Below are 19,759 nucleotides of genomic sequence, written 5' to 3' on the forward strand. Positions count from 1 at the left end.
CGCCGCCGCGCCGGGCGGTGCTCAGTAGAGCCCGCCCGAGCTCAGGGTGCCGAAGCTCGCCCGCGGGCCGACCTCGACCGTCGCGCCCGTGGAGGTGGTGACGGAGCGGGTGCTGCCGGTGCTGCCGCCGCCGAGCTCGTCGACCAGCGGCAGGTCGCCGCTCATCGCGAAGCCGCCGTCGAAGGTGACGCCGAACAGCGGCTCCTCGCCCGGACGGAAGCACTCGCGCACCACGTTGCCGCCGCTCGATCCGTTCGGCAGGCGCGCGCCGGTGAAGCGGTCGATGGCGATGAACTGGCAGTCGTCGGGCACCGCGAACTCGCCGCCGCCGAAGCGCTCGACGGCCTCGGACATGAAGCCGTTGAACACCGGCCCGCAGATCCCGCCGCCCGACGCGCCGCTCCCCAGCGAGCGCGGCTGGTCGTAGCCGATGTAGCAGCCGGCGACGATGTTGGAGGAGAAGCCGACGAACCAGACGTCCTTGGCGTCGTTCGTGGTGCCGGTCTTGCCGGCGACGGGCACCGGCAGGTTGACCGTGCGCCGCGCAGTGCCGCGCTCGACCACGCCCTGCATCATCGAGACGAGCTGGTAGGCGGTGATCTCGTTGATGACCCGCTCGCGGCTCGAGGTGATGCGCGGCGCCTCGCCCTCGGGCAGGTCGGCGACGCTGCAATCGACGCAGGTGCGCTGGTCGTGGCGGTAGAGGGTGCGGCCGAAGCGGTCCTGCACCCGGTCCACCAGTGTCGGCTCGACCCGCTCGCCGCCGTTGGCGAACATCGCGTAGGCCGCCACGACGCGGAACAGCGTGGTCTCGTCGGCGCCGAGCGCGGTCGAGAGGTTGCGGCTCATGTCGTCGTAGACGCCGAAGCGCTCGGAGTAGCGCGCGACGGTGTCCATGCCGATCTCCTGCGCCAGCCGGACCGTCATCAGGTTGCGCGACTGCTCGATGCCGGTCCTGAGCGGCGTCGGCCCGTAGAACTGGTGCGACGCGTTCTGCGGCCGCCACAGGCCCTGGGGCGTGTTGATCTCGATGGGCGCGTCGACGACGATCGTGGCCGGGGTGTAGCCGGAATCGAGCGCCGCGGCGTAGACGAACGGCTTGAAGGCCGAGCCCGGCTGGCGCATCGCCTGGGTGGCGCGGTTGAAGACGGAGTGCTGGTAGGAGAAGCCGCCCTGCATCGCCAGCACGCGGCCGGTGTTGACGTCCATCGCCATGAACGCGCCCTGCACCTGGGGCACCTGCCGCAGGGTCCAGCGGATCAGCGAGCCGTCGCCGTCGGACACCATCTGGCGGACGTGGACCACCTCGCCGACCTCGAACTCGTCGTAGAACGAGCCCGGCAGCCAAGCTATGTCCTCGCGCGGCACCTGGATGGTGCCCTCGACGCCCTCGGCGCCCAGGGTCATCGCCCGATCGCCCAGTTCCAGCACCACGGCCGGGTGCCACGGCGTCTCGAGCACGATGTCGCGCGCGACGGAGACCTCCGCCAGCGCCGCGCGCCAGCTCTCCTCGGAGCCGAGCGCGTCGGCGGGGATCGTCTTGCCGGTGCCGCGCCAGCGCCCGAGCGAGCGGTCGTAGGCCTCGAGCGCGGTGCGCAGCTCGCGCGCGGCGACCTGCTGCAGCTCCTCGTCGGCCGTGGCGCGGATCGACAGGCCGCCGGAGAAGAACTCCTCCTCGCCGAAGTCGCGGCTCAGCTGGCGGCGGATCTCGTCGGTGAAGTAGTCGCGCGGCGGCAGTTCGGAGCGGAAGCTCTCGTAGTCGCCGCCCTGCACCGTGCGCAGCGGCGCGGCGGTCTCGGCCTCGTAGGTGGCGCGGTCGATGTAGCCGTTCTCGAACATCTCGCGCAGCGTGTTGTCGCGCCAGAAGATCGCGGTGTCGTAGTCGCGCACCGGGTGGCGGTTGCTGGGCGCCTTGGGCAGCGACGCGAGGTAGGCCGCCTCGCCCGCGCTGAGCTCGTCGAGCGGCTTGTTGAAGTAGGTCTGCGCGGCGGCGGTGACGCCGTAGCTGTTCTGGCCGAGGAAGATCTCGTTGAGGTAGAGCTCCAGGATGCGGTCCTTGCTCATGGATTCCTCCATCCGCGCCGCGAGGATGATCTCCTTGATCTTGCGCTCGGCGGTGCGGTCGGAGGACAGCAGGAAGTTCTTCATCACCTGCTGGGTGATGGTCGACGCGCCACGCAGGTCGGCGCCGCGGCTCTGGACCGCGTCGACGAAGGCCACGGCCATGCCGCGCACGTCGTAGCCCGAGTGGCTGTAGAAGTTCTTGTCCTCGGCCGAGATGAACGCCTGCTTGACGAGGTCGGGGATCTCCTCGGCCGGGGTGAAGAGGCGCCGCTCGGTGGCGAACTCGTCGATGATCTGCCCCTCGCCCGAGTAGATCCGGCTGATCGTCTTCGGCGTGTACTGGGCGAGCACCTCGTAGGAGGGCAGGTCCTTGCCGTACATGTAGAACACCGCGCCCAGCGTCAGCCCGCCCACGAACAGGCCGAGCGTGATCATCGCGAAGATCGCGCCGAAGAAGTTCATGATGAAGCGCAGGATCAAGGGCGGTCTCCGGGAGGCAGGGTGTGCGGGTTATAGGAGGCGCGTCGGTCCGGGTCAAAAGCGGAAGGTGTGGGTTGGCTGGAAAATGCCCACGCCCCCGATCACGGAACCGTGGATATTGCGACCCGTCGCGAAACAGGGCAGCAGGCGTCCATGCAGCCTTCCGACGTTCTCCCCCTCTACGACCGCGTCAGCCCCGACTGGGCCCGCACGCGCAGCCGCACCCTCTTCGAGAAGCGCTGGCTCGACCGGATGCTCGGCCTCGCGCCGCGCGCCCGTGGTGCACGCCGGGTGCTCGACCTCGGTTGCGGCACCGGCACGCCGATCGCTCGCTACCTGACCGAGCGCGGCGCCCGCGTCACCGGCGTCGACGGCGCCGCGAGCATGGTGGAGGCCTTCGCCGCCGCCCTGCCCGACGCCGAGGCGGTGCACGCCGACATGCGCGGCCTCGATCTCGGCGAAACCTTCGACGCGGTGCTGGCGTGGAACTCGTTCTTCCACCTCGACGCCGCCGACCAGCGCGCGATGTTCGACGTCTTCGCGCGCCATTGCGGCCCCCGCGCCGCGCTGATGTTCACCTCGGGCCACATGGCCGGCACCGCCATCGGCGAGGTCGCCGGCGAGCCGGTGTTCCACGCCAGCCTCGACCCGGACGAGTACCGCGCCCTGCTCGACGCCGCCGGCTTCGAGGTCGTCTCCTACGTCGCCGAAGACCCGGACTGCGCCGGCCACACCGTCTGGCTCGCCCGCCACCGCGCCGCCTGACCGTAGGGTGCGCATTCATTGCGCACCCCCCGCCTCGCGCCTCAATGGTAGGTGAACTCCCCCACGACATTCCGCCATTCGCCTGGCGCGACGAGGGTGCGGTGGCAGAACCGGACGGAGTGCAGCGGCCCCTCGATTTCGGCGTGCCAGAAGTCGATGAACTTCAGCAGCCGGTCGTGGTCGGGGGCGAGGTCGTAATCCTGCCAGACGAAGGTGTTGAGGACGTGGGGGTGGTCGGGCATCCGGTAGAACATCTCCGCCGTCGTCAGCCCGTACCCGTTCAGAAGCAGCTCGGTCTCGCTCATCTTTTTCTCCTGCTCGCTTGCCTTCTGACTCTGATCGGAGCATACGGCGGGTGAAAATCAAGTAAAACAATGTTTTAGCAGCCGGCCCTGCTGGCTGCTGCCAAGCCTCGGCCGGGCCGGTGCAAGGGGCCATTGCACCCCATAGCTCGCGTCTGATATAGGCAGATCAACAAGATATAGCGGAAACGACAGACGGGCGGCTGACGTGAGCGACGACGATCAAGTTCCTGATAACGGTGAAGAAATGAGCGGCGACGGGCCGCGCTTCGACGGGCCGTCGATCTCTATCGAGGAGGAGATGCGCACCTCCTACCTCGACTACGCCATGTCGGTGATCGTCAGCCGGGCGATTCCGGACCTGCGCGACGGGCTCAAGCCGGTCCACCGCCGCATCCTCTACACGCTCTGGGAAAACGGCCAGACCAACAACAAGCCCTACCGCAAGTGCGGCACCGCCGTCGGCGACGTCATGGGCCGCTACCACCCGCACGGCGACAGCGCGATCTACGACGCGCTGGTACGGATGGCGCAGGACTTTTCCATGTCGCTCACGCTGATCGACGGCCAGGGCAACTTCGGCTCGATGGACGGCGATCCGCCCGCCGCCTACCGCTACACCGAGGGCCGGCTCGAGAAGAGCGCCGAGGCGCTGCTGACCGACATCGAGAAGGACACCGTCGACTTCGTCCCGAACTACGCCAACGAGCGCATGGAGCCGCGGGTGCTGCCCGCGCGCTATCCCAACATCCTCGTCAACGGCGCCGAGGGCATCGCCGTCGGCATGGCGACGCGCATCCCGCCGCACAATCTCGGCGAGGTCGTCGACGCGACGCTGGCGCTGATCGACAACCCCGACCTCACGACCGAGGAGCTGATCGACTTCATTCCCGCCCCCGACTTCCCGACGGGCGGCCTGATCCTCGGCCGCTCCGGCGCGCGCAAGGCCTACACCGAAGGCCGCGGCAGCGTCGTGATCCGCTGCAAGACCCGCACCGAGGAGATCCGCAAGGACCGCTACGCCATCGTCATCGACGAGATCCCCTACCAGGTGAACAAGGCGACGATGATCGAGCGCATCGCCGAGGCGGCGCGCGAGAAGCGGATCGAGGGCATCGCCCACGTGCAGGACGAATCCGACCGCCACGGCGTGCGCGTCGTGATCGAGCTCAAGCGCGACGCGACCCCCGAGGTGGTGCTCAACCAGCTGTTCCGCTTCACGCCGATGCAGGTCTCGTTCGCGTGCAACATGCTCGCGCTCAACGGCGGCAAGCCCGAGACGCTGACCCTGCGCGGCTTCCTGACCGCCTTCCTCGACTTCCGCGAGGACGTCGTCGCCAAGCGCACCGCCTTCGAGCTCAACAAGGCGCGCGAGCGCAGCCACATCCTCTGCGGCCTCGCCGTCGCGGTGTCCAACGTCGACGAGGTCGTCGCCACCATCCGCTCGTCGGCCGACGCCGCCGAGGCGCGCCAGAAGCTGATGGAGCGGCGCTGGCCCGCCGAGGAGATCGCGCCCTACATCCGGCTGATCGACGACCCGACCCACAAGATGAACGACGACGGGACCTACAACCTGTCCGACACCCAGGTCCGCGCCATCCTCGATCTGCGCCTGCAGCGCCTGACCCAGCTCGGCGTCAAGGAAGTGACCGACGAGCTCGAGGCGCTGGCCGCGAAGATCCGCGAGTACCTCGACATCCTCGGGTCGCGCGAGCGCATCCTCTCCATCGTCTCCGACGAGCTGCGCGAGGTGCGCGAGCGCCACGCCGTGCCGCGCCGCACCGAGATCGTCGACTGGTCCGGCGACATGGAGGACGAGGACCTCATCGAGCGCGAGGACATGGTCGTCACCGTCACCCAGGGCGGCTACATCAAGCGCACCGCGCTGGCCGACTTCCGCAGCCAGAAGCGCGGCGGCAAGGGCCTGTCGGGCGGCGGGCTGAAGGAAGAGGACGTGGTCACCACGCTCTTCGTCGCCAACACCCACACGCAGCTGCTGTTCTTCACCACCGACGGGATGGTCTACAAGCTCAAGACCTGGCGGCTGCCGCTCGGCGGGCGGACCTCGCGCGGCAAGGCGATCGTCAACATCCTGCCGATCCCGCCGGGCGTCTCAATCGCCGCGATCATGCCGGTCGACCGCGACGAGGACGAGTGGGACGATCTCAACATCGTCTTCGCCACCTCCGCGGGCGACGTGCGCCGCAACCGGCTGAGCGACTTCACCAACGTCATGCGCAACGGCAAGATCGCGATGAAGCTGCCCGAGGACGGCTCCGTCAGCCTCGTCAACGCGCGCATCTGCTCGGAAGACGACGACGTCATGCTCGTCACCGACGCGGGCCGCGCGATCCGCTTCCCCGTCACCGACGTGCGCGTCTTCTCGGGCCGCTCCTCCACCGGCGTGCGCGGCATCCGGCTCCAGAACGGCGACAAGGTCGTATCCATGGCCGTGATCCGCCATTTCGAGGCGAGCCCCGAGGAGCGGGTGGCCTACCTCAAGATGCGTCGCGCCCAGATGGGCATGACCGACGAGACCGAGTCCGACGACGAGGACCAGGTCGAGGCCGGCCAGCTGCCGCTCGACCGCTTCGCCGAGATGTCGGCGGCCGAGAACCTGCTGCTGACCATCACCGCCAAGGGCCAGGGCAAGCTCTCCTCGAGCCACGGCTACCCGGTGCGCGGCCGCGGCGGCCAAGGCGTGTCGGCCACCGACAAGGCGATGCGCGGCGGGCCGATCGTGTCGGTCTTCCCGGTCGAGCTCGACGACCAGATCATGCTGGTGACCAACCAGGGCCAGTCGATCCGCGTGCCGGTGGACGGCATCTCGTTCCGCTCCCGCTCGGCGGGCGGCGTGCGGGTGTTCAACACGGCCAAGGGCGAGGAAGTCGTCAGCGTGGCGTGGATCGCCGAGCAGGCCGACGAGGACGAGCCCGGCGAGGGCGACGCCGAGGAATGATCCTCCCGCGCCATGCCCGGACCGGCTATGGTCCGGGCATGGCCCACGCGAGCATCGACGCCTACCATTCCGCCCAAGCCGACGACGACCGCCGCGTCTGCGATCTCCTGCGTGCGGAGATCGCGCACGGTCTGCCCGAGGCGGAGGGGCGGATCTGGCACGCTCACCCGGTCTGGTTTCTTCAGGACAATCCCATCGTCGGCTACAGCAAGCTGAAGGACGCCGTCCGGCTGCTGTTCTGGAGCGGGCAGTCGTTCGCCACGCCCGGCCTGACGGCGAGCGGCACCTTCAAGGCGGCCGAGCGGCGCTATGCCAGCGCCGCCGACATCGACCGCGAGCCGCTGCAGGCGTGGCTCGCCGAGGCCCGCACGATCCAGTGGGACTACAAGAACATCGTCAAGCGCAAGGGCCGCCTGGAGCGGCTGGCCTGAGCGCGACAATCGGCGCCGACTTCCTTGCAAAGCTTCCGCTTCGTAAGGCTTCCCGCTGTAGCAATGACCGGCGATTGCGCGAATGTCGCCGCAATTCCGTCACGTTGTGGCGGTCTTGTAAACCATGCACGGCGACGGGAGCCGGGCACGGGTACGGGAATACCAGGATGAAACGCACCACGGTGACGCAGGACGCGATGCAGACGACGGGGCAGAACCTGATCCGCATCGTCATCGCATCCTACTTCATGGCCGCCGCGCTCGGCCTCATCTCGGGCACCCACGCCACGCCGCTCTTCGCCCACTGGCTCGCGCCGGACCTCGCCCGCAGCGTCGGCGGGGCGGTGTCGTTCCTGATCTCCTTCACCCTGCTCTGCGGCTTCGCGATCCGCGCCACGGCGCTGGTGATGGCGATGGTGGTGTTCTGGTCGAGCTTCATCGCCGCCTACGGCCCGGCGCCGACCGCCGGCGTCGACCAGTTCTGGCGCGACCTCGCGCTGATCTCGGCGCTGATGCTCACCTACCTCTCGCGCGACCGCCTCAGCCGCCGCCGGAGCGCCGTCCTGCGCCGCACGCCCAAGGTGCGCAAGATCGAGGTCGGCGCCCGCGTCACGCCGCGCCGCGTCATCGCCAAGGCCGCCAACAGCCCCCTCCCGCGCCGCGCCCGGCTCGAGGTGGTCGAGCCGACCGTCGCCCGTCGCCTCGACGCGCTGAAGGCCGACGCCGAGACGGATGCGCCCCTCAGCCAGTCCCAGGTGCTCAAGCTGCGGCTGAAGTTCCAGGAGGAAGAGGCTGGCGAGGACGTGACGAACATCTTCAGCGTCGACGAAGCGGCCGCCTGAGGCCCCTTCCCTGCGCGGCGCCCGTCGACTACATGGGCGCCATGTCAGAGATACTCCACATCGTCGGGGGCGGCATGGCCGGGTCGGAAGCGGCCTGGCAGGCGGCCTCCGCGGGCGTCCGCGTGATTATCCACGAAATGCGCCCCCACGTCGGCACCTTCGCCCACAAGACCGGCGACCTCGCCGAGATGGTCTGCTCCAACTCGTTCCGCTCCGACGACGACGAGCAGAACGCCGTCGGGCTGCTCCACTGGGAGATGCGCGCCGCGGGCGGGCTGCTCATGGAGATGGCGGACCGCCACAAGCTGCCCGCGGGCGGCGCGCTCGCCGTCGACCGCGAGGCCTTCGCCGCCGGCGTTACGGAGCGGCTGCGCGCGCATCCCCTCGTCGAGATCAGCGGCGAGGAGATCACCGAGCTGCCGCGCGAAGGCCACTGGATCGTCGCCACCGGACCGCTCACCTCGGGCGCGCTCGCCGAGGCGATCCGCGCCGAGACCGGCACCGAGAGCCTCGCCTTCTTCGACGCCATCGCCCCCATCGTCTACGCCGACACGATCGACATGTCCGTCGCGTGGGAGCAATCGCGCTACGACAAGGGCGAGACGGAGGCCGAGCAGAAGGCCTACATCAACTGCCCGATGACCCGCGACGAGTACGAGGCGTTCATCGACGCGCTGCTCGCCGCCGACAAGGCGGAATTTCACGAGGGCGAGACGGCCGGCTACTTCGACGGCTGCCTGCCGATCGAGGTCATGGCCGAGCGCGGCCGCGAGACGCTGCGCCACGGGCCGATGAAGCCGCGCGGGCTGACCAACGCGCACAAGCCGGACGAGAAGGCCCATGCGGTCGTCCAGCTGCGCCGCGACAACGCGCTCGGCACGCTCTACAACATCGTCGGCTTCCAGACGAAGATGAAGTACGGCGCCCAGACCGAGGTGTTTCGCATGATCCCCGGCCTCGAGCAGGCCAGCTTCGCGCGGCTCGGCGGCATCCACCGCAACACGTTCCTCAACTCGCCCACCCTGCTCGATGGCGAGATGCGGCTGAAATCGCGGCCCAACATCCGCTTCGCCGGGCAGGTGACAGGCGTCGAGGGCTACGTCGAGAGCGCCGCGATGGGCCTGCTGGCGGCGCGGCTGGCGGTGGCGGAGATGCGCGGCGAGGCGCTTCCGGCGGTGCCGTCGACCACGGCGATGGGTGCGCTCGTCACCCACATCACCGGCGGCGCGGACGCCAAGACGTTCCAGCCGATGAACGTCAATTTCGGCCTGTTCCCCCCGGTCGACGGGCTGAAGGGCGGCCGGCGCGGGCGCAAGGACCGCTACAAGGCCTACACCGACCGCGCCAAGGCCGACTGGCAGGCCTGGCTCGGCGCGGCGGCGCGGGACGCGGCCTGAGCCGGGCGCGGCGATGATCACCCGTTTCGCCCCCTCGCCGACGGGGCCGCTGCATCTCGGCCACGCCTTCTCGGCGCTGACCGGTCAGGCGCGGGCGCAGGCGGCGGGTGGGTCGTTCCTGCTGCGCATCGAAGACCTCGACCGCGCCCGCTCCAGGCCCGAATGGGAGGCGCAGATCTTCGACGACCTGCACTGGCTCGGCTGCCGCTGGCCGACCCCGGTGCGCCGCCAGTCCGACCACCTCGCCGACTACGAGGCCGCGCTCGAGCGGCTTGCGGCGCGCGGCCTGCTCTACCCGTGCTCCTGCACCCGGGGCGACATCCGCGCCGCGCTGTCGGCGCCGCAGGAGGGCGTGCCGGTGGGGCCCGACGGCATCGTCTATCCCGGCACCTGCCGGGGCCGGCCGATGACGTCGCGCCGGCCCGGCGACGCGCTCCGGCTCGACATGGCGCGGGCGGCGGAGCTGGTGGCGCGGCTGGCGTTCACCGAGACCGGCCCGGGGCACGCGGGCCGCCACGAGGTCCGGACAGCGGAGCTGGTGGAGAGCGCGGGCGACATCGTCCTCGGGCGGCGCGACACCGGCAGCGTCGCCTACCACCTCGCGGTGGTCCACGACGACGCGCTGCAGGGGGTGAGCGAGGTGGTGCGCGGCGCCGACCTGTTCGAGGCGACGCCGCTGCAGGTCCTGCTGCAGGCGCTGCTCGGCCTGCCGACGCCGACCTACCACCATCACGACCTGATCCGCGACGCGCAGGGCCGCCGCCTCGCCAAGCGCGACGACGCCCGCGCCATCGCCACCTACCGCGCCGAGGGGATGAGCCCCGCCGAGGTGCGCCGGATGTTCGGCTTCGACTGACGCCCGGCTCAGTTGCCGATCAGCGACGGCACGATGGTCACGACCCCCGGCACGAACCACAGCAGCGCCAGCCCGAGCACCTGGATCAGCACGAACGGGATCACGCCGCGGTAGATGTGGCCCGTGGTGACGGAGGCCGGCGCGACGCCGCGCAGGTAGAACAGTGCAAAGCCGAAGGGCGGCGTCAGGAACGAGGTCTGCAGGTTGACCGCGATCATGATCGTCACCCATTTCGGATCGAACGTGCCGCCGTAGATCACCGGGCCGACGATCGGGATCACGATGTAGATGATCTCGAGGAAGTCGAGCACGAAGCCCAGCACGAACAGCACCAGCATCACGATCAGGAACACCGTGAATTCGCTGTCGAAGCTCTTGAGGAACTGCTGGATGTAGTGTTCGCCGCCGAAGGAGATCACCACGAGGTTGAGCAGCTGCGAGCCGATCAGGATGGTGAAGACCATCGACGTCACCTTCGCCGTCTCGCGCACCACGGGCGTCAGAACGCCGCCGGCGAACAGCACCCAACAGGCGTAGAGGAAGGTGAACATCGAGAACAGGAAGGCGGCGAAGGCGACGAGGTAGGCGATCCGGTTCTCGAAGGTCATGCCCTCGCCGAGCCGCATGTCGAAGTTCACGCCGACCAGCAGCATCACCACGATCGCGCCCGCGCCGAGCAGGATGATCTTCGGGTCGCGCCCCTCGTCGACGAGCTTGCGGTAGGCGGCGAGCAGGATCGCGCCACCCGCGCCGAGGGCGGCGGCCGGGGTCGGGCTGGTGATGCCGCCGAGGATCGATCCGAGCACCGCCACGATCAGCACGAGCGGCGGGAAGACGACGCGGATCAGGTCGTTCCGGCCGAGCCTGCGGGCGGCGTGACGCGAGCCGTAGAGCGCCAGCAGGAACGGCACCGCGAGGATCAGCACCGTCGCGCCGGGCGAGGTGACGGGGGTGACGAAGGCCGCGTCCAAGGCAAGCGCCGCCAACAGCCCCGCCGCGCCGACGAGGAGCGGGCGCGCCGACGCGGCGGTGTCGATGCCGCGCCCGGCCGCGAGCAGCAGGCCGAGCAGCAGCACCGCGAAGGCGATGCCGGTGCCGACGGGCGGAGCGTCGGCGAGGCGCTCGCGGAAGATCTCGCGCCGCTCCTCGTCAGTGCGCTCGACGGCCTGCGCCACGCCGCCGGCTTCGTCGATGGCCGCCTGCTCGGCGACGGCGCGGTCCCAGGCGCTCTGGCCGTGCAGCTCGATCATCGCCTCCTGGCAGGCGGGCGAGACGCGGGTACGCAGCGAGGCGGTCTCGCCAGCGTCGGAGTAGGAGCCGACGATGATCGACTGGCCGCCCACCAGACCCGCCTGCCCCGCGCCGATCACGCCGCCGATCAGCAGCACCGGCACGACCACCAGCCACAGCACGCCGCCGCCCGGGCGCTCGCGCCCGTCGCGCTCATCACCGACCGCGGGCGCCCGGGACGGGTTGAGCAGCGCGTAGCCGAAGGCGTAGGCGGCGTAGAGGGAGGCCAGCAGGATGCCCGGCAGCAGCGCCGCCTGGAACAGGGTGCCGACCGACACCACCGCGGGCTCGCCGAGGTAGGTCAGCGCGTCGCCGCAGCCGACCGCCTGGGCGCGCTCTTCCTGCGCGGTCGAGTAGAGGTCGCCGGCGAGCGTGCCGAGCAGCACGATGACGATGGAGGGCGGGATGATCTGGCCCAGCGTGCCCGAGGCCGCGATGACGCCGGTGGCGAGTTGCGGCGAGTAGCCCGCGCGCAGCATCGTCGGCAGCGACAGCAGCCCCATCGTCACCACCGTCGCGCCGACGATGCCGGTGGAGGCGGCGAGGAAGGCGCCGACCACGACGACCGAGACCGCGAGGCCGCCCGGCAGCGGGCCGAACACGCGGCTCATGGTGGTGAGCAGGTCGTCGGCGATCTTGGAGCGCTCGAGGGTGATGCCCATCATCACGAACATCAGCACCGCCAGCAGCGTCTCGATGGACTGCCCCGCCAGCACCCGCTCGTTGATGCGGTTGACGATGAAGGACAGGTTCCTGTCCATCGCCGTCTCCCAGCCCAGCGGGAAGACCGGCTCGATGATCCGCGGCAGGTCCGGGTAGCGGAAGATGGAGATGTCGTCGGGCCGCACGCCTTCGGCCGTCAGCGCGCGGAAGGCGTCGGACGAGGTGTCGATGGCCTGGTGGACGATCAACCCGGCGCTGTCGAGCGCGGCGATGATCGCGAACGAGATGACGCCGGCGCCCGCGATGGCGAAGGCCACCGGGAAGCCCGAGAGGATCCCGCCGAACAGGCTGAGGAAAACGATGATCAGGCCGAGCTCGACGCCGTCCAGTCCGAATAGCATGGTGTGTTCCCAGACCCTTTAGTGCGTGCCTTCGTAGGCTTCTTCACCCGCGCCGAGGCTGTCGCGGTCGAGGTATTTGCCGTAGCTTTCCGGGCCTTCCTTCCGCTCGAGGTAGGAGCGGTAGAAGAAGGCGATGGCCTGCAGGAAAACCAGGGCGGTGAAGGCGCAGAGCAGCACCTTGAAGAGGAAGTAGGCGTCGAAGCCCTGCGGGCTGAAGCCGATGGTCTCCACGTTCCAGCGCACCGCGCGGGCCTGCATCTCGTAGCGCTCGAGCGCCTGGCTGGCCGAAGGCTTCGGCGTGATCAGGTGGCGCCACAGGAAGTACCAGCTGTACATCCAGATCAGCACCGCCGCGGGCATCATGAAGACGATCGAGCCGAACATGTCGATGGCGCGCTTGGCGCGCCCGGAGACGGCGGAGTAGATCAGGTCGACGCGCACATGGCCGCCCTGCACGAAGGTGTAGCTCACGCACAGGCAGACGACGAGCGCGTTGTAGAGCTTGAGCTCCTCCGACCACCAGGAGACGCTCTTGGTGAAGATCGACCCGAAGCCGATGCTGATGTCGGCCACCGCGAAGATGCGCTGCATGAAGATGACGAGGATCTGCTGCAGCACCATGATCAGGCCGGCCCAGGCGAACAGCCGACCGACGCCGTTGGCGATCCCCTCCAGCACCCGCACGCAGCCCCACATGAAGCCGTTGAAGGCGAAGCCGAGCACGGTCACGACGAGCAGGATCAGCATCACCGCGAAGAAGAACTCGACCGAGCCGCCGTAATAGACGAAGCGCATCAGCGACAGCTTGTCGAAGTCGTTGCCGGTCCAGATCACCCAGTCGAGCCACTTGCCCGGATGGGTCAGCGCGTAGGGAATGTTGTAGACCGCTTCGAGCAGGTTGCCCCCGACCCATTGCAGCGGCCCCTCGGCCTGGAAGGCGTCGAGGCAGCTGATCGTCTCGGGCGCGTCCTCGGCGGCGGGGCGCGCGCGGAAGAAGCCGGTGCAGGCGATCTCTTCGTGGTTCATGAGGCGGGCTCGCGTCTGCTCATGGAGGGGCCGGCCCGCACGGGGCCGGAACGTGGCGGGGCACCCTCCGCGCGCGGCGGAGGATGCCCCGGTGGCTCAGGCGGGGCCAATCACCCCTTCACGCGGTCCCGCTGCGCGGTGAACTCGCCCTGCGAGCGGCTGATCCAGTTGGCCGAGCTATCGAGCGACGCCATGTAGCTGTCGTAGATCTTGTCGTACAACTCGTCGCCCATCGGCGCCTCGACCACTTCCTGCGCGGCCTGGCCGAAGGCGTCCCAGATCTCGTCGGAGAACTCGAGCAGCTGCACGCCGCCCGACTGGAGGCGCTGCAGCGCGGCCGAGTTGTTGGCCATGAACAGCGACATGGTCCACAGGTTCGCGGCGCGCGAGGCGTTCTCCACGATCGCCTGCTGGGCCGGAGTGAGGCTCTCGTAGACGTCGAGGTTCATCGTCAGGTTCAGGTTCGGCCCCGGCTCGTGGAAGCCGGCGGTGTAGTAGAACTTGGTGATCTCCTGGAAGCCGGCCTTCTCGTCGGCCCAGGGTCCGATCCACTCGGTCCCGTCGATGGAGCCGGAGGCGAGCGCCTGGTACACCTCGGCACCGGGCAGGTTCTGCACCGACGCCCCGAGCTTGCCGAGCACCTCGCCGCCCTGCCCCGGCATGCGGAAGCGCAGGCCCTGGAAGTCGGCGGGCGAGTTCATCTCCTTGGAGAACCAGCCGCCGGATTGCGGGCCGGTGTTGCCGGCGGGGAAGGACTTGAGGCCGAAGATCGAGTAGAGCTCGTCGGAGAGCTCGCGGCCGCCGTCGTGGTCGTGCCAGTTGGCGTATTCCTGGAAGGTCATGCCGAACGGGATCTGGCTGAAGAACGACAGCGCCGGGTGCTGGCTGAGGAAGTAGTAATCGACGCCGTGGTACATGTCGGCCTGACCGGCGGACACCGCGTCGAACACCTCAAACGGGCCCACGAGCTCGCCGCCCGCCTTGAGGTCGACCGTCAGCTGGCCGTCGGTCATGGCGGTGATCGCGTCGGCGCAGTACTGCGCGCTGTCGTGCACCCCGGCGAGGCCGCGGCCCCAGGTGGTGACGAGCGTCAGCGTCCGGTTGCCCTGCGCGTAGGCCGGCGCGGCGAGCGCCGAGGCGGCGGCGCCGGCGGTGGCGCCGACGGCGCCTTTCGTCAGAAACGAGCGACGATCCATTGGTGGTAGTCCTCCCTGTTGGTCTTCTCTGGTCGCATCTTGTCCAGGTCCAGGTCCGCCTTCCTCCTCGGACGACGGCCGGATCTTGATTGGCATCGCTGATACTAGACATCACTTCCGCCACCGCGCCATACCCAAGATTGCGTAGTCCGCGGCCTTGCGGCCCACGCCCCTGCGTCACTCGCCGGCTGGGCGCGGAGAGGCTTCAAATCGCCGCTCCGGACACGTAACCATGCGTCCCACATGATGGCGTGGCTCAAGAGCTTGCAGATCTCGTACGGACAGAAGCTCTTCCTTCTGGCCACCCTGCCGCTCATCCTCGCGGTCGCGTCGATCTCGGTGATCGTGGAGCGCCAGAGCCGGGCGCTCGCCGAGCGCGAGATCGCGGCGCTGGAGGCGCAGCTGTTCGCCGCGAAGCGGGGCGAGCTGCGCAACTACATCTCCATCGGCCGCACCGCGATCCTCAACATCTACGGCCATGCCGGCCCCGACGACGCGCAGGCCAAGCTCGAGGCCAGCCGCATCCTCGCCTCGATGATCTACGGCCAGGACGGCTACTTCTTCGTGTTCGACTACGACGGCGTCAACCTCGTCGCTCCGCGCCAGACGCACCTGATCGGCAAGGACTGGACCGGCCTCACCGACGGCGCTGGCGTGCCGATCACCGACGAGATCATCCGCATCGCCCGCGCCGGCTCCGGCTACCACGAGTTCGAATGGCCCAAGCCCTCCACGGGCGAGAGCGCGCCGATGCTCGTCTACGTCAACGGGCTGCAGGACTGGCGATGGGCGATCGGCACCGGCATCTTCGTGGCCGACGTGCGCGAGACCGTGGCGGCCGCGCGCGCCGAGGTCGAGGCCCGGATCCAGCGCACCTCGCTCTACATCCTCGCCATCGCCATCGGCGCGCTGCTGCTGGTCTTCGCCTCCGGGCTGGGGATGAACATCCGCGAGCGCCGGCTCGCCGACGCCAAGCTCAAGGCGCTGACCCAGCGCATCATCGACGCCCAGGAGGAGGAGCGCGGCCGGGTCGCGCGCGAGCTGCACGATTCGATCAGCCAGATCCTCGTCTCGGTCCGCTACGCGCTCGAGCTCGCCCGCCGGCGGCTCGCCATCGGCGACGCGCGCAGCGGGGAGAGCCTCGACAAGGGCATCGACGCGCTCGGCGGTGCCATCCAGGAGGTGCGCCGCATCAGCCGCGACCTGCGCCCCGGGATGCTCGACGACCTCGGCCTCGGCCCCGCCATCAAGGCACTGACCGACGATTTCGCCGCCCGCACCGGCATCGAGGTCGAGTTCGAGACGGTGGTGTTCCGCAACCGGCTCGACGAGGAGGCGCGGATCGCGCTCTACCGCGTGGCGCAGGAGGCGCTGACCAACATCGAGCGCCATTCCGGCGCCACCCGCGTGTCGGTCAGCCTCAAGGGCCACCGCACCGGCGCGATGCTGCGCATCGCCGACAACGGCCGCGGCATCGACGCCCGCCGCAGGGGCGCGCGAAGCGGCGGGCTCGGCCTGCGCAACATGGCCGAGCGCGTCGAGCAGCTCGAGGGCACCCTGCGCATCCTCGCCACCCACCCCGGCACGGTCATCGAGGCGCAGGTGCCGCTGACCCACATGTTGACGCCCGAGAGCCGGGCGAGCAAGGAGAGCGCATGAGCCCGATCCGCGTCGCCATTGTCGACGACCACCCGATGGTCGCCGAGGGCATCCAGTCGATCCTCGAGAGCTACGACGACATCGAGGTCGTCGCCTCGCTCGGCAACGGGCAGGAGGCGGTCGACCGGGTCGAGGCGCTGGCGCCCGACGTCATGCTGCTCGACCTCAACATGCCCGGCCTCGGCGGGCTGTCGGCGACGGAGATGATCCTCGAGCGGCGGCCGGAGACCCGGATCCTGATCCTGTCGATGCACGACAGCCCGGAATACATCTCGACGGCGCTGAGCCACGGCGCGCGCGGCTACGTTCTCAAGGACGTGCCCACCGACGAGATCCGCACCGCCATCGACGCGGTGCTCGGCGGCGAGACCTACCTCTGCACCGGCGCGAAGGGCTCGCTCCGGCCGCGCACCACCGACGGCCGCGAGCCCCTGACGACGCGCGAGCAGACTATCCTGCTGCGCCTCGCCCAGGGCCGCTCGAACAAGGAGGTCGCGCTGCTGCTCGACATTTCCGTGCGCACCGTCGAGACCCACCGCAAGAACATCAAGCGCAAGCTCGGCATCTCCTCGACCGCCGGCCTGACGCGGTATGCCCTGGAGCACGGGGTCCTGCAGGGGACGGGGCACTGAAGGGCGTGGTGCCGGGCTGAAGCCCGGCCTACGGCGCGTACGGATGTGCGCCGGGCGTCAGCCCGGCACCCCCGTTGCCACGACGCGCCTCGGCCCCGTAGGCCGGGCTTCAGCCCGGCACGCCCGTTCCCGCACCGCGGCTCGACCCCGCAGGCCGGGCTTCAGCCCGGCACACCTGCTCCCGCAATGCGGCGGCTCACATCCCCAAGGCGGACTTGTACATATCCAGCACCGCCTCTTCCTCGGCGATATCGTCGGGCTCGCGCTTGCGCAGGGCGATGACCTTGCGCATGACCTTGGTGTCGTAGCCACGGCCCTTGGCCTCGGCCATCACCTCCTTCTGCTGCTCGGCGATGTCCTTCTTCTCCGCCTCGAGGCGCTCGTAGCGCTCGATGAACTGGCGCAGCTCCTCCGCGGTGACGCGGTAGCTGTCGGGGGCGCTGGTGTCGTCGACGACAGACGTATCGGACATGGGGATCCCTCTGCTCTCTGATCCGGAGCGCCTTGCTAGCGCCCCCGCTGCCGCCCCGCAAGGGCCGCCCCTTGCGGCGGGCCGGCGCCCGCGCTAGGGCGCTGCCGCGACAGGAAAGGGAACGGCATGGACTGGCTGATCTGGATCGGCGCGGCGCTCTCGGTGCTCGGCATCGCGGGGATCGGCGTGAGCATCGCCATGGTGGCGCACGCCAAGCGCACCATCGCCGACGACACCGCGCTCAGGGCACGCATCCAGTCGATCCTGCCGATCAACCTCGGGGCGCTGTTCCTGTCGGTGATCGGGCTGATGTGCGTGATCCTCGGGATCGCGTTCTAGGCCGCCCTGCCCGCCTGCCTCAGCGGCGCGGGAACACGAAGCAGCGGTCGCGCCGCACCATCAGCCACAGCGCCGTCCCCCGGCGCGGCAGGAACACCGACGGCACCCGCGCCTTCAGGATCGAGCCGTCGAAGTCCATGCGGAACTCCACGAGGCTCTCGGCGCCCATGAAGCGCGCCCGCGTCACGACGCCGCGCGCCGGGGTGCCGGTCTCGGCGGTCGGGTGCGGCCCGCGCCCGCCGCGGTCGAAATCGATGCGCACGTGCTGGGGGCGGAAGACGATGTCGACGGCCGTCCCGTCGGGCAGGCCCGGCGCGAGGAACTGGCCGAAGGGCGTCTCGGTCAGGGCGCCGCGGACCTCGCCGCGGATGACGTTGATGTCGGAGAAGAACGCGGCGGCGGCGAGATCGGCCGGGGCGTTGTAGACGTTGTAGGGCGCGCCGTGCTGCACGATCCGCCCATCGCGCATCAGCGCGATCTCGTCGGCCATGCGCATCGCCTCGGCGGGCTCGTGGGTGACGAGCAGCACCGCCGTCCCCTCCTGCTTGAGCACGTCGAGGGTCTCGTCGCGGATATCGTCGCGCAGCCGGTCGTCGAGGCCGGAGAAGGGCTCGTCCATCAGCATCACGCGCGGGCGCGGCGCGATGGCGCGCGCGAGCGCGACGCGCTGCTGCTCGCCGCCCGACAGCTCGTGGGGATAGGCGTCGATGTGGTCCGACATGCCGACCCGCTCGAGCAGCTCCGCCACCCGCGCCCGCACCTCGGCGCGCGAGCCGGAGAGGCCGAAGCCGACGTTGCGCGCCACGTCGAGGTGGGGAAACAGCGCGAAGTCCTGGAACATCAGCCCGATGGAGCGCGCCTCGGGCGGCACCCGCACCGTGCGGTCGCAGACCACCTGCCCGTCGACCCGCACCTCGCCGGCCTCCGGGTTCTCGACGCCGGCGATCATGCGCAGCGTCGTCGACTTGCCGCAGCCCGACGGCCCGAGCAGGCACGTTACCTGCCCCGGCATTACCGACAGCGACACGTCGTCGACCACCCGCCGCCCCCCGAAGGTGCGGGTCAGTCCACGGATCTTCAACCTTGGCGTCTGGTCCACCGGCAACCCCGAACATTTCGCTCGGGATTGCCGCTAGCAGGTCTGCGCGGGGACTTCAAAGCGTCACGCCGCGCCTGCCCGCCTCAGATGACGAAGTTCGTCGCCCCGCCGTCGAGCAGGACGTTCTGGCCCACCATGAAGCGCGCCTGATCGGAGCAGAGGAACGCGCAGGCGGCGCCGAAATCGGCGGGACGGCCGTAGCTGCGCGCCGGGATCGTCGCCTCGCGGCGGCGGCGGGCCTCGTCCATCGAGATGCCCTCGGCCTCGGTCACGCCCTTGTCGAGGCTGGTGGCGCGATCGGTGTCGTGGATGCCGGGGAGCAGGTTGTTGATCGTCACCCCGTGCGGCGCCACCTGCCGCGCGGTGCCGGCGACGTAGCCGGTCAGGCCGGTGCGCGCGGCGTTGGACAGGCCGAGCTGCGGGATCGGCCCCTTGACCGACTGCGAGGTGATGTTGACCACCCGCCCCCAGCCGCGCTCGATCATGACCGGCAGGCAGGCCTTCATCAGCGCGATGGGCGCGAGCATGTTGGCGTCGAGGGCCTTGATGAAGTCGTCGCGGTCCCAGTCCGACCAGAGGCCGGGGGGCGGGCCGCCGGCGTTGGTGACGAGGATTTCGGGGCCGTCGGCGGCGGCGAGCACCTCGGCCTGCCCCGCCTCGGTGGTGACGTCGGCGGCGACGGTGGTGACGGCGACGCCGAAGCGGTCGCGCAGGTCGGTGGCCGTCGCCTCGAGCGCCTCGGCGCCGCGCGCGTTGAGCACGAGATCGACGCCGGCCTCCGCGAGCGCCTCGGCGCAGCCCCGGCCCAGCCCCTTCGACGAGGCGCAGACCAGCGCCCGCCGTCCCTTGATCCCCAGATCCATAAGCAGTCTCCTCCGTTTGCCGG

General features: G+C 69.8%; 17 protein-coding genes. 9 read left to right on the top strand and 8 right to left on the bottom strand.

What is annotated here, in order from left to right; genetic code table 11:
• Positions 1–21: 21 nt before the first annotated feature.
• Positions 22–2,541 carry a penicillin-binding protein 1A gene (locus OG2516_RS02715; RefSeq protein WP_040615387.1) on the bottom strand — a complete coding sequence of 840 codons (2,520 nt, stop codon included), beginning with the start codon at positions 2,539–2,541 and terminating at the stop codon, positions 22–24.
• Between the two features lie 156 nt (positions 2,542–2,697).
• Between OG2516_RS02715 and OG2516_RS02720 the strand changes: the two genes are divergently transcribed.
• Positions 2,698–3,309, top strand: a complete 612-nt coding sequence (locus tag OG2516_RS02720; RefSeq protein WP_007254076.1) for a class I SAM-dependent methyltransferase — start codon at positions 2,698–2,700, stop codon at positions 3,307–3,309.
• Between the two features lie 41 nt (positions 3,310–3,350).
• On the opposite strand, the gene OG2516_RS02725 is transcribed toward OG2516_RS02720, so the two are convergent.
• A complete protein-coding gene (locus OG2516_RS02725) occupies positions 3,351–3,614 on the bottom strand; it encodes an usg protein (RefSeq protein WP_007254077.1) in 264 nt (87 codons plus the stop codon).
• 244 nt (positions 3,615–3,858) lie between these two features.
• Between OG2516_RS02725 and gyrA the strand changes: the two genes are divergently transcribed.
• The 5 genes from gyrA (at position 3,859) to gluQRS (ending at position 10,096) form a co-directional block, all read left to right on the top strand.
• The gene (gyrA, locus tag OG2516_RS02730) at positions 3,859–6,570 is read left to right on the top strand and encodes a DNA gyrase subunit A (RefSeq protein ID WP_007254078.1); all 2,712 of its coding nucleotides are present in this window, start codon (positions 3,859–3,861) and stop codon (positions 6,568–6,570) included.
• Positions 6,567–7,001 carry a DUF1801 domain-containing protein gene (locus OG2516_RS02735; RefSeq protein WP_202795408.1) on the top strand — a complete coding sequence of 145 codons (435 nt, stop codon included), beginning with the start codon at positions 6,567–6,569 and terminating at the stop codon, positions 6,999–7,001. Before gyrA ends, OG2516_RS02735 begins: the two co-directional genes overlap by 4 nt.
• Positions 7,002–7,168: 167 nt before the next feature.
• Complete coding sequence (locus tag OG2516_RS02740) at positions 7,169–7,843, top strand: hypothetical protein (protein WP_007254080.1); 675 nt, start codon at positions 7,169–7,171, stop codon at positions 7,841–7,843.
• 41 nt (positions 7,844–7,884) lie between these two features.
• Positions 7,885–9,240 carry a methylenetetrahydrofolate--tRNA-(uracil(54)-C(5))-methyltransferase (FADH(2)-oxidizing) TrmFO gene (gene trmFO / locus OG2516_RS02745; RefSeq protein ID WP_040615390.1) on the top strand — a complete coding sequence of 452 codons (1,356 nt, stop codon included), beginning with the start codon at positions 7,885–7,887 and terminating at the stop codon, positions 9,238–9,240.
• 13 nt (positions 9,241–9,253) lie between these two features.
• On the top strand, positions 9,254–10,096 hold the full coding sequence (gluQRS, locus tag OG2516_RS02750; RefSeq protein ID WP_007254082.1) for a tRNA glutamyl-Q(34) synthetase GluQRS: 843 nt from the start codon (positions 9,254–9,256) through the stop codon (positions 10,094–10,096).
• Positions 10,097–10,104: 8 nt separating this feature from the next.
• On the opposite strand, the gene OG2516_RS02755 is transcribed toward gluQRS, so the two are convergent.
• The 3 genes from OG2516_RS02755 to OG2516_RS02765 all read right to left on the bottom strand — a co-directional run bounded on the left by OG2516_RS02755 (position 10,105) and on the right by OG2516_RS02765 (position 14,672).
• Positions 10,105–12,450: a TRAP transporter large permease gene (locus tag OG2516_RS02755; RefSeq protein ID WP_007254083.1), complete on the bottom strand. Its 2,346-nt coding sequence runs from the start codon at positions 12,448–12,450 to the stop codon at positions 10,105–10,107.
• An 18-nt stretch (positions 12,451–12,468) separates the two neighbouring features.
• A complete protein-coding gene (locus OG2516_RS02760; protein ID WP_007254084.1) occupies positions 12,469–13,476 on the bottom strand; it encodes a TRAP transporter small permease subunit in 1,008 nt (335 codons plus the stop codon).
• A 110-nt stretch (positions 13,477–13,586) separates the two neighbouring features.
• The gene (locus OG2516_RS02765) at positions 13,587–14,672 is read right to left on the bottom strand and encodes a TRAP transporter substrate-binding protein (RefSeq protein ID WP_007254085.1); all 1,086 of its coding nucleotides are present in this window, start codon (positions 14,670–14,672) and stop codon (positions 13,587–13,589) included.
• Between the two features lie 243 nt (positions 14,673–14,915).
• On the opposite strand from OG2516_RS02765, the gene OG2516_RS02770 reads away from it, so the two are divergent.
• A complete protein-coding gene (locus tag OG2516_RS02770) occupies positions 14,916–16,331 on the top strand; it encodes a cache domain-containing protein (RefSeq protein ID WP_007254086.1) in 1,416 nt (471 codons plus the stop codon).
• Positions 16,328–16,963, top strand: a complete 636-nt coding sequence (locus OG2516_RS02775; protein ID WP_007254087.1) for a response regulator transcription factor — start codon at positions 16,328–16,330, stop codon at positions 16,961–16,963. Before OG2516_RS02770 ends, OG2516_RS02775 begins: the two co-directional genes overlap by 4 nt.
• A gap of 196 nt (positions 16,964–17,159) precedes the next feature.
• On the opposite strand, the gene OG2516_RS02780 is transcribed toward OG2516_RS02775, so the two are convergent.
• Entirely contained in the window at positions 17,160–17,435 is a 276-nt protein-coding gene (locus OG2516_RS02780) for a DUF2312 domain-containing protein (protein WP_007254088.1), read from the bottom strand.
• Between the two features lie 126 nt (positions 17,436–17,561).
• On the opposite strand from OG2516_RS02780, the gene OG2516_RS02785 reads away from it, so the two are divergent.
• Entirely contained in the window at positions 17,562–17,774 is a 213-nt protein-coding gene (locus tag OG2516_RS02785; protein WP_007254089.1) for a hypothetical protein, read from the top strand.
• A gap of 19 nt (positions 17,775–17,793) precedes the next feature.
• On the opposite strand, the gene OG2516_RS02790 is transcribed toward OG2516_RS02785, so the two are convergent.
• Together OG2516_RS02790 and OG2516_RS02795 are read right to left on the bottom strand one after the other, a co-directional pair.
• Positions 17,794–18,855 (bottom strand): ABC transporter ATP-binding protein, encoded by a 1,062-nt coding sequence (locus tag OG2516_RS02790; protein ID WP_007254090.1) that lies wholly within the window; start codon positions 18,853–18,855, stop codon positions 17,794–17,796.
• 101 nt (positions 18,856–18,956) lie between these two features.
• The gene (locus OG2516_RS02795; RefSeq protein WP_007254091.1) at positions 18,957–19,736 is read right to left on the bottom strand and encodes an SDR family oxidoreductase; all 780 of its coding nucleotides are present in this window, start codon (positions 19,734–19,736) and stop codon (positions 18,957–18,959) included.
• Positions 19,737–19,759 lie beyond the last annotated feature (23 nt).

The organism is Oceanicola granulosus HTCC2516, from assembly GCF_000153305.1.
In the GTDB taxonomy this organism is placed as follows: Bacteria; Pseudomonadota; Alphaproteobacteria; order Rhodobacterales; family Rhodobacteraceae; genus Oceanicola; species Oceanicola granulosus.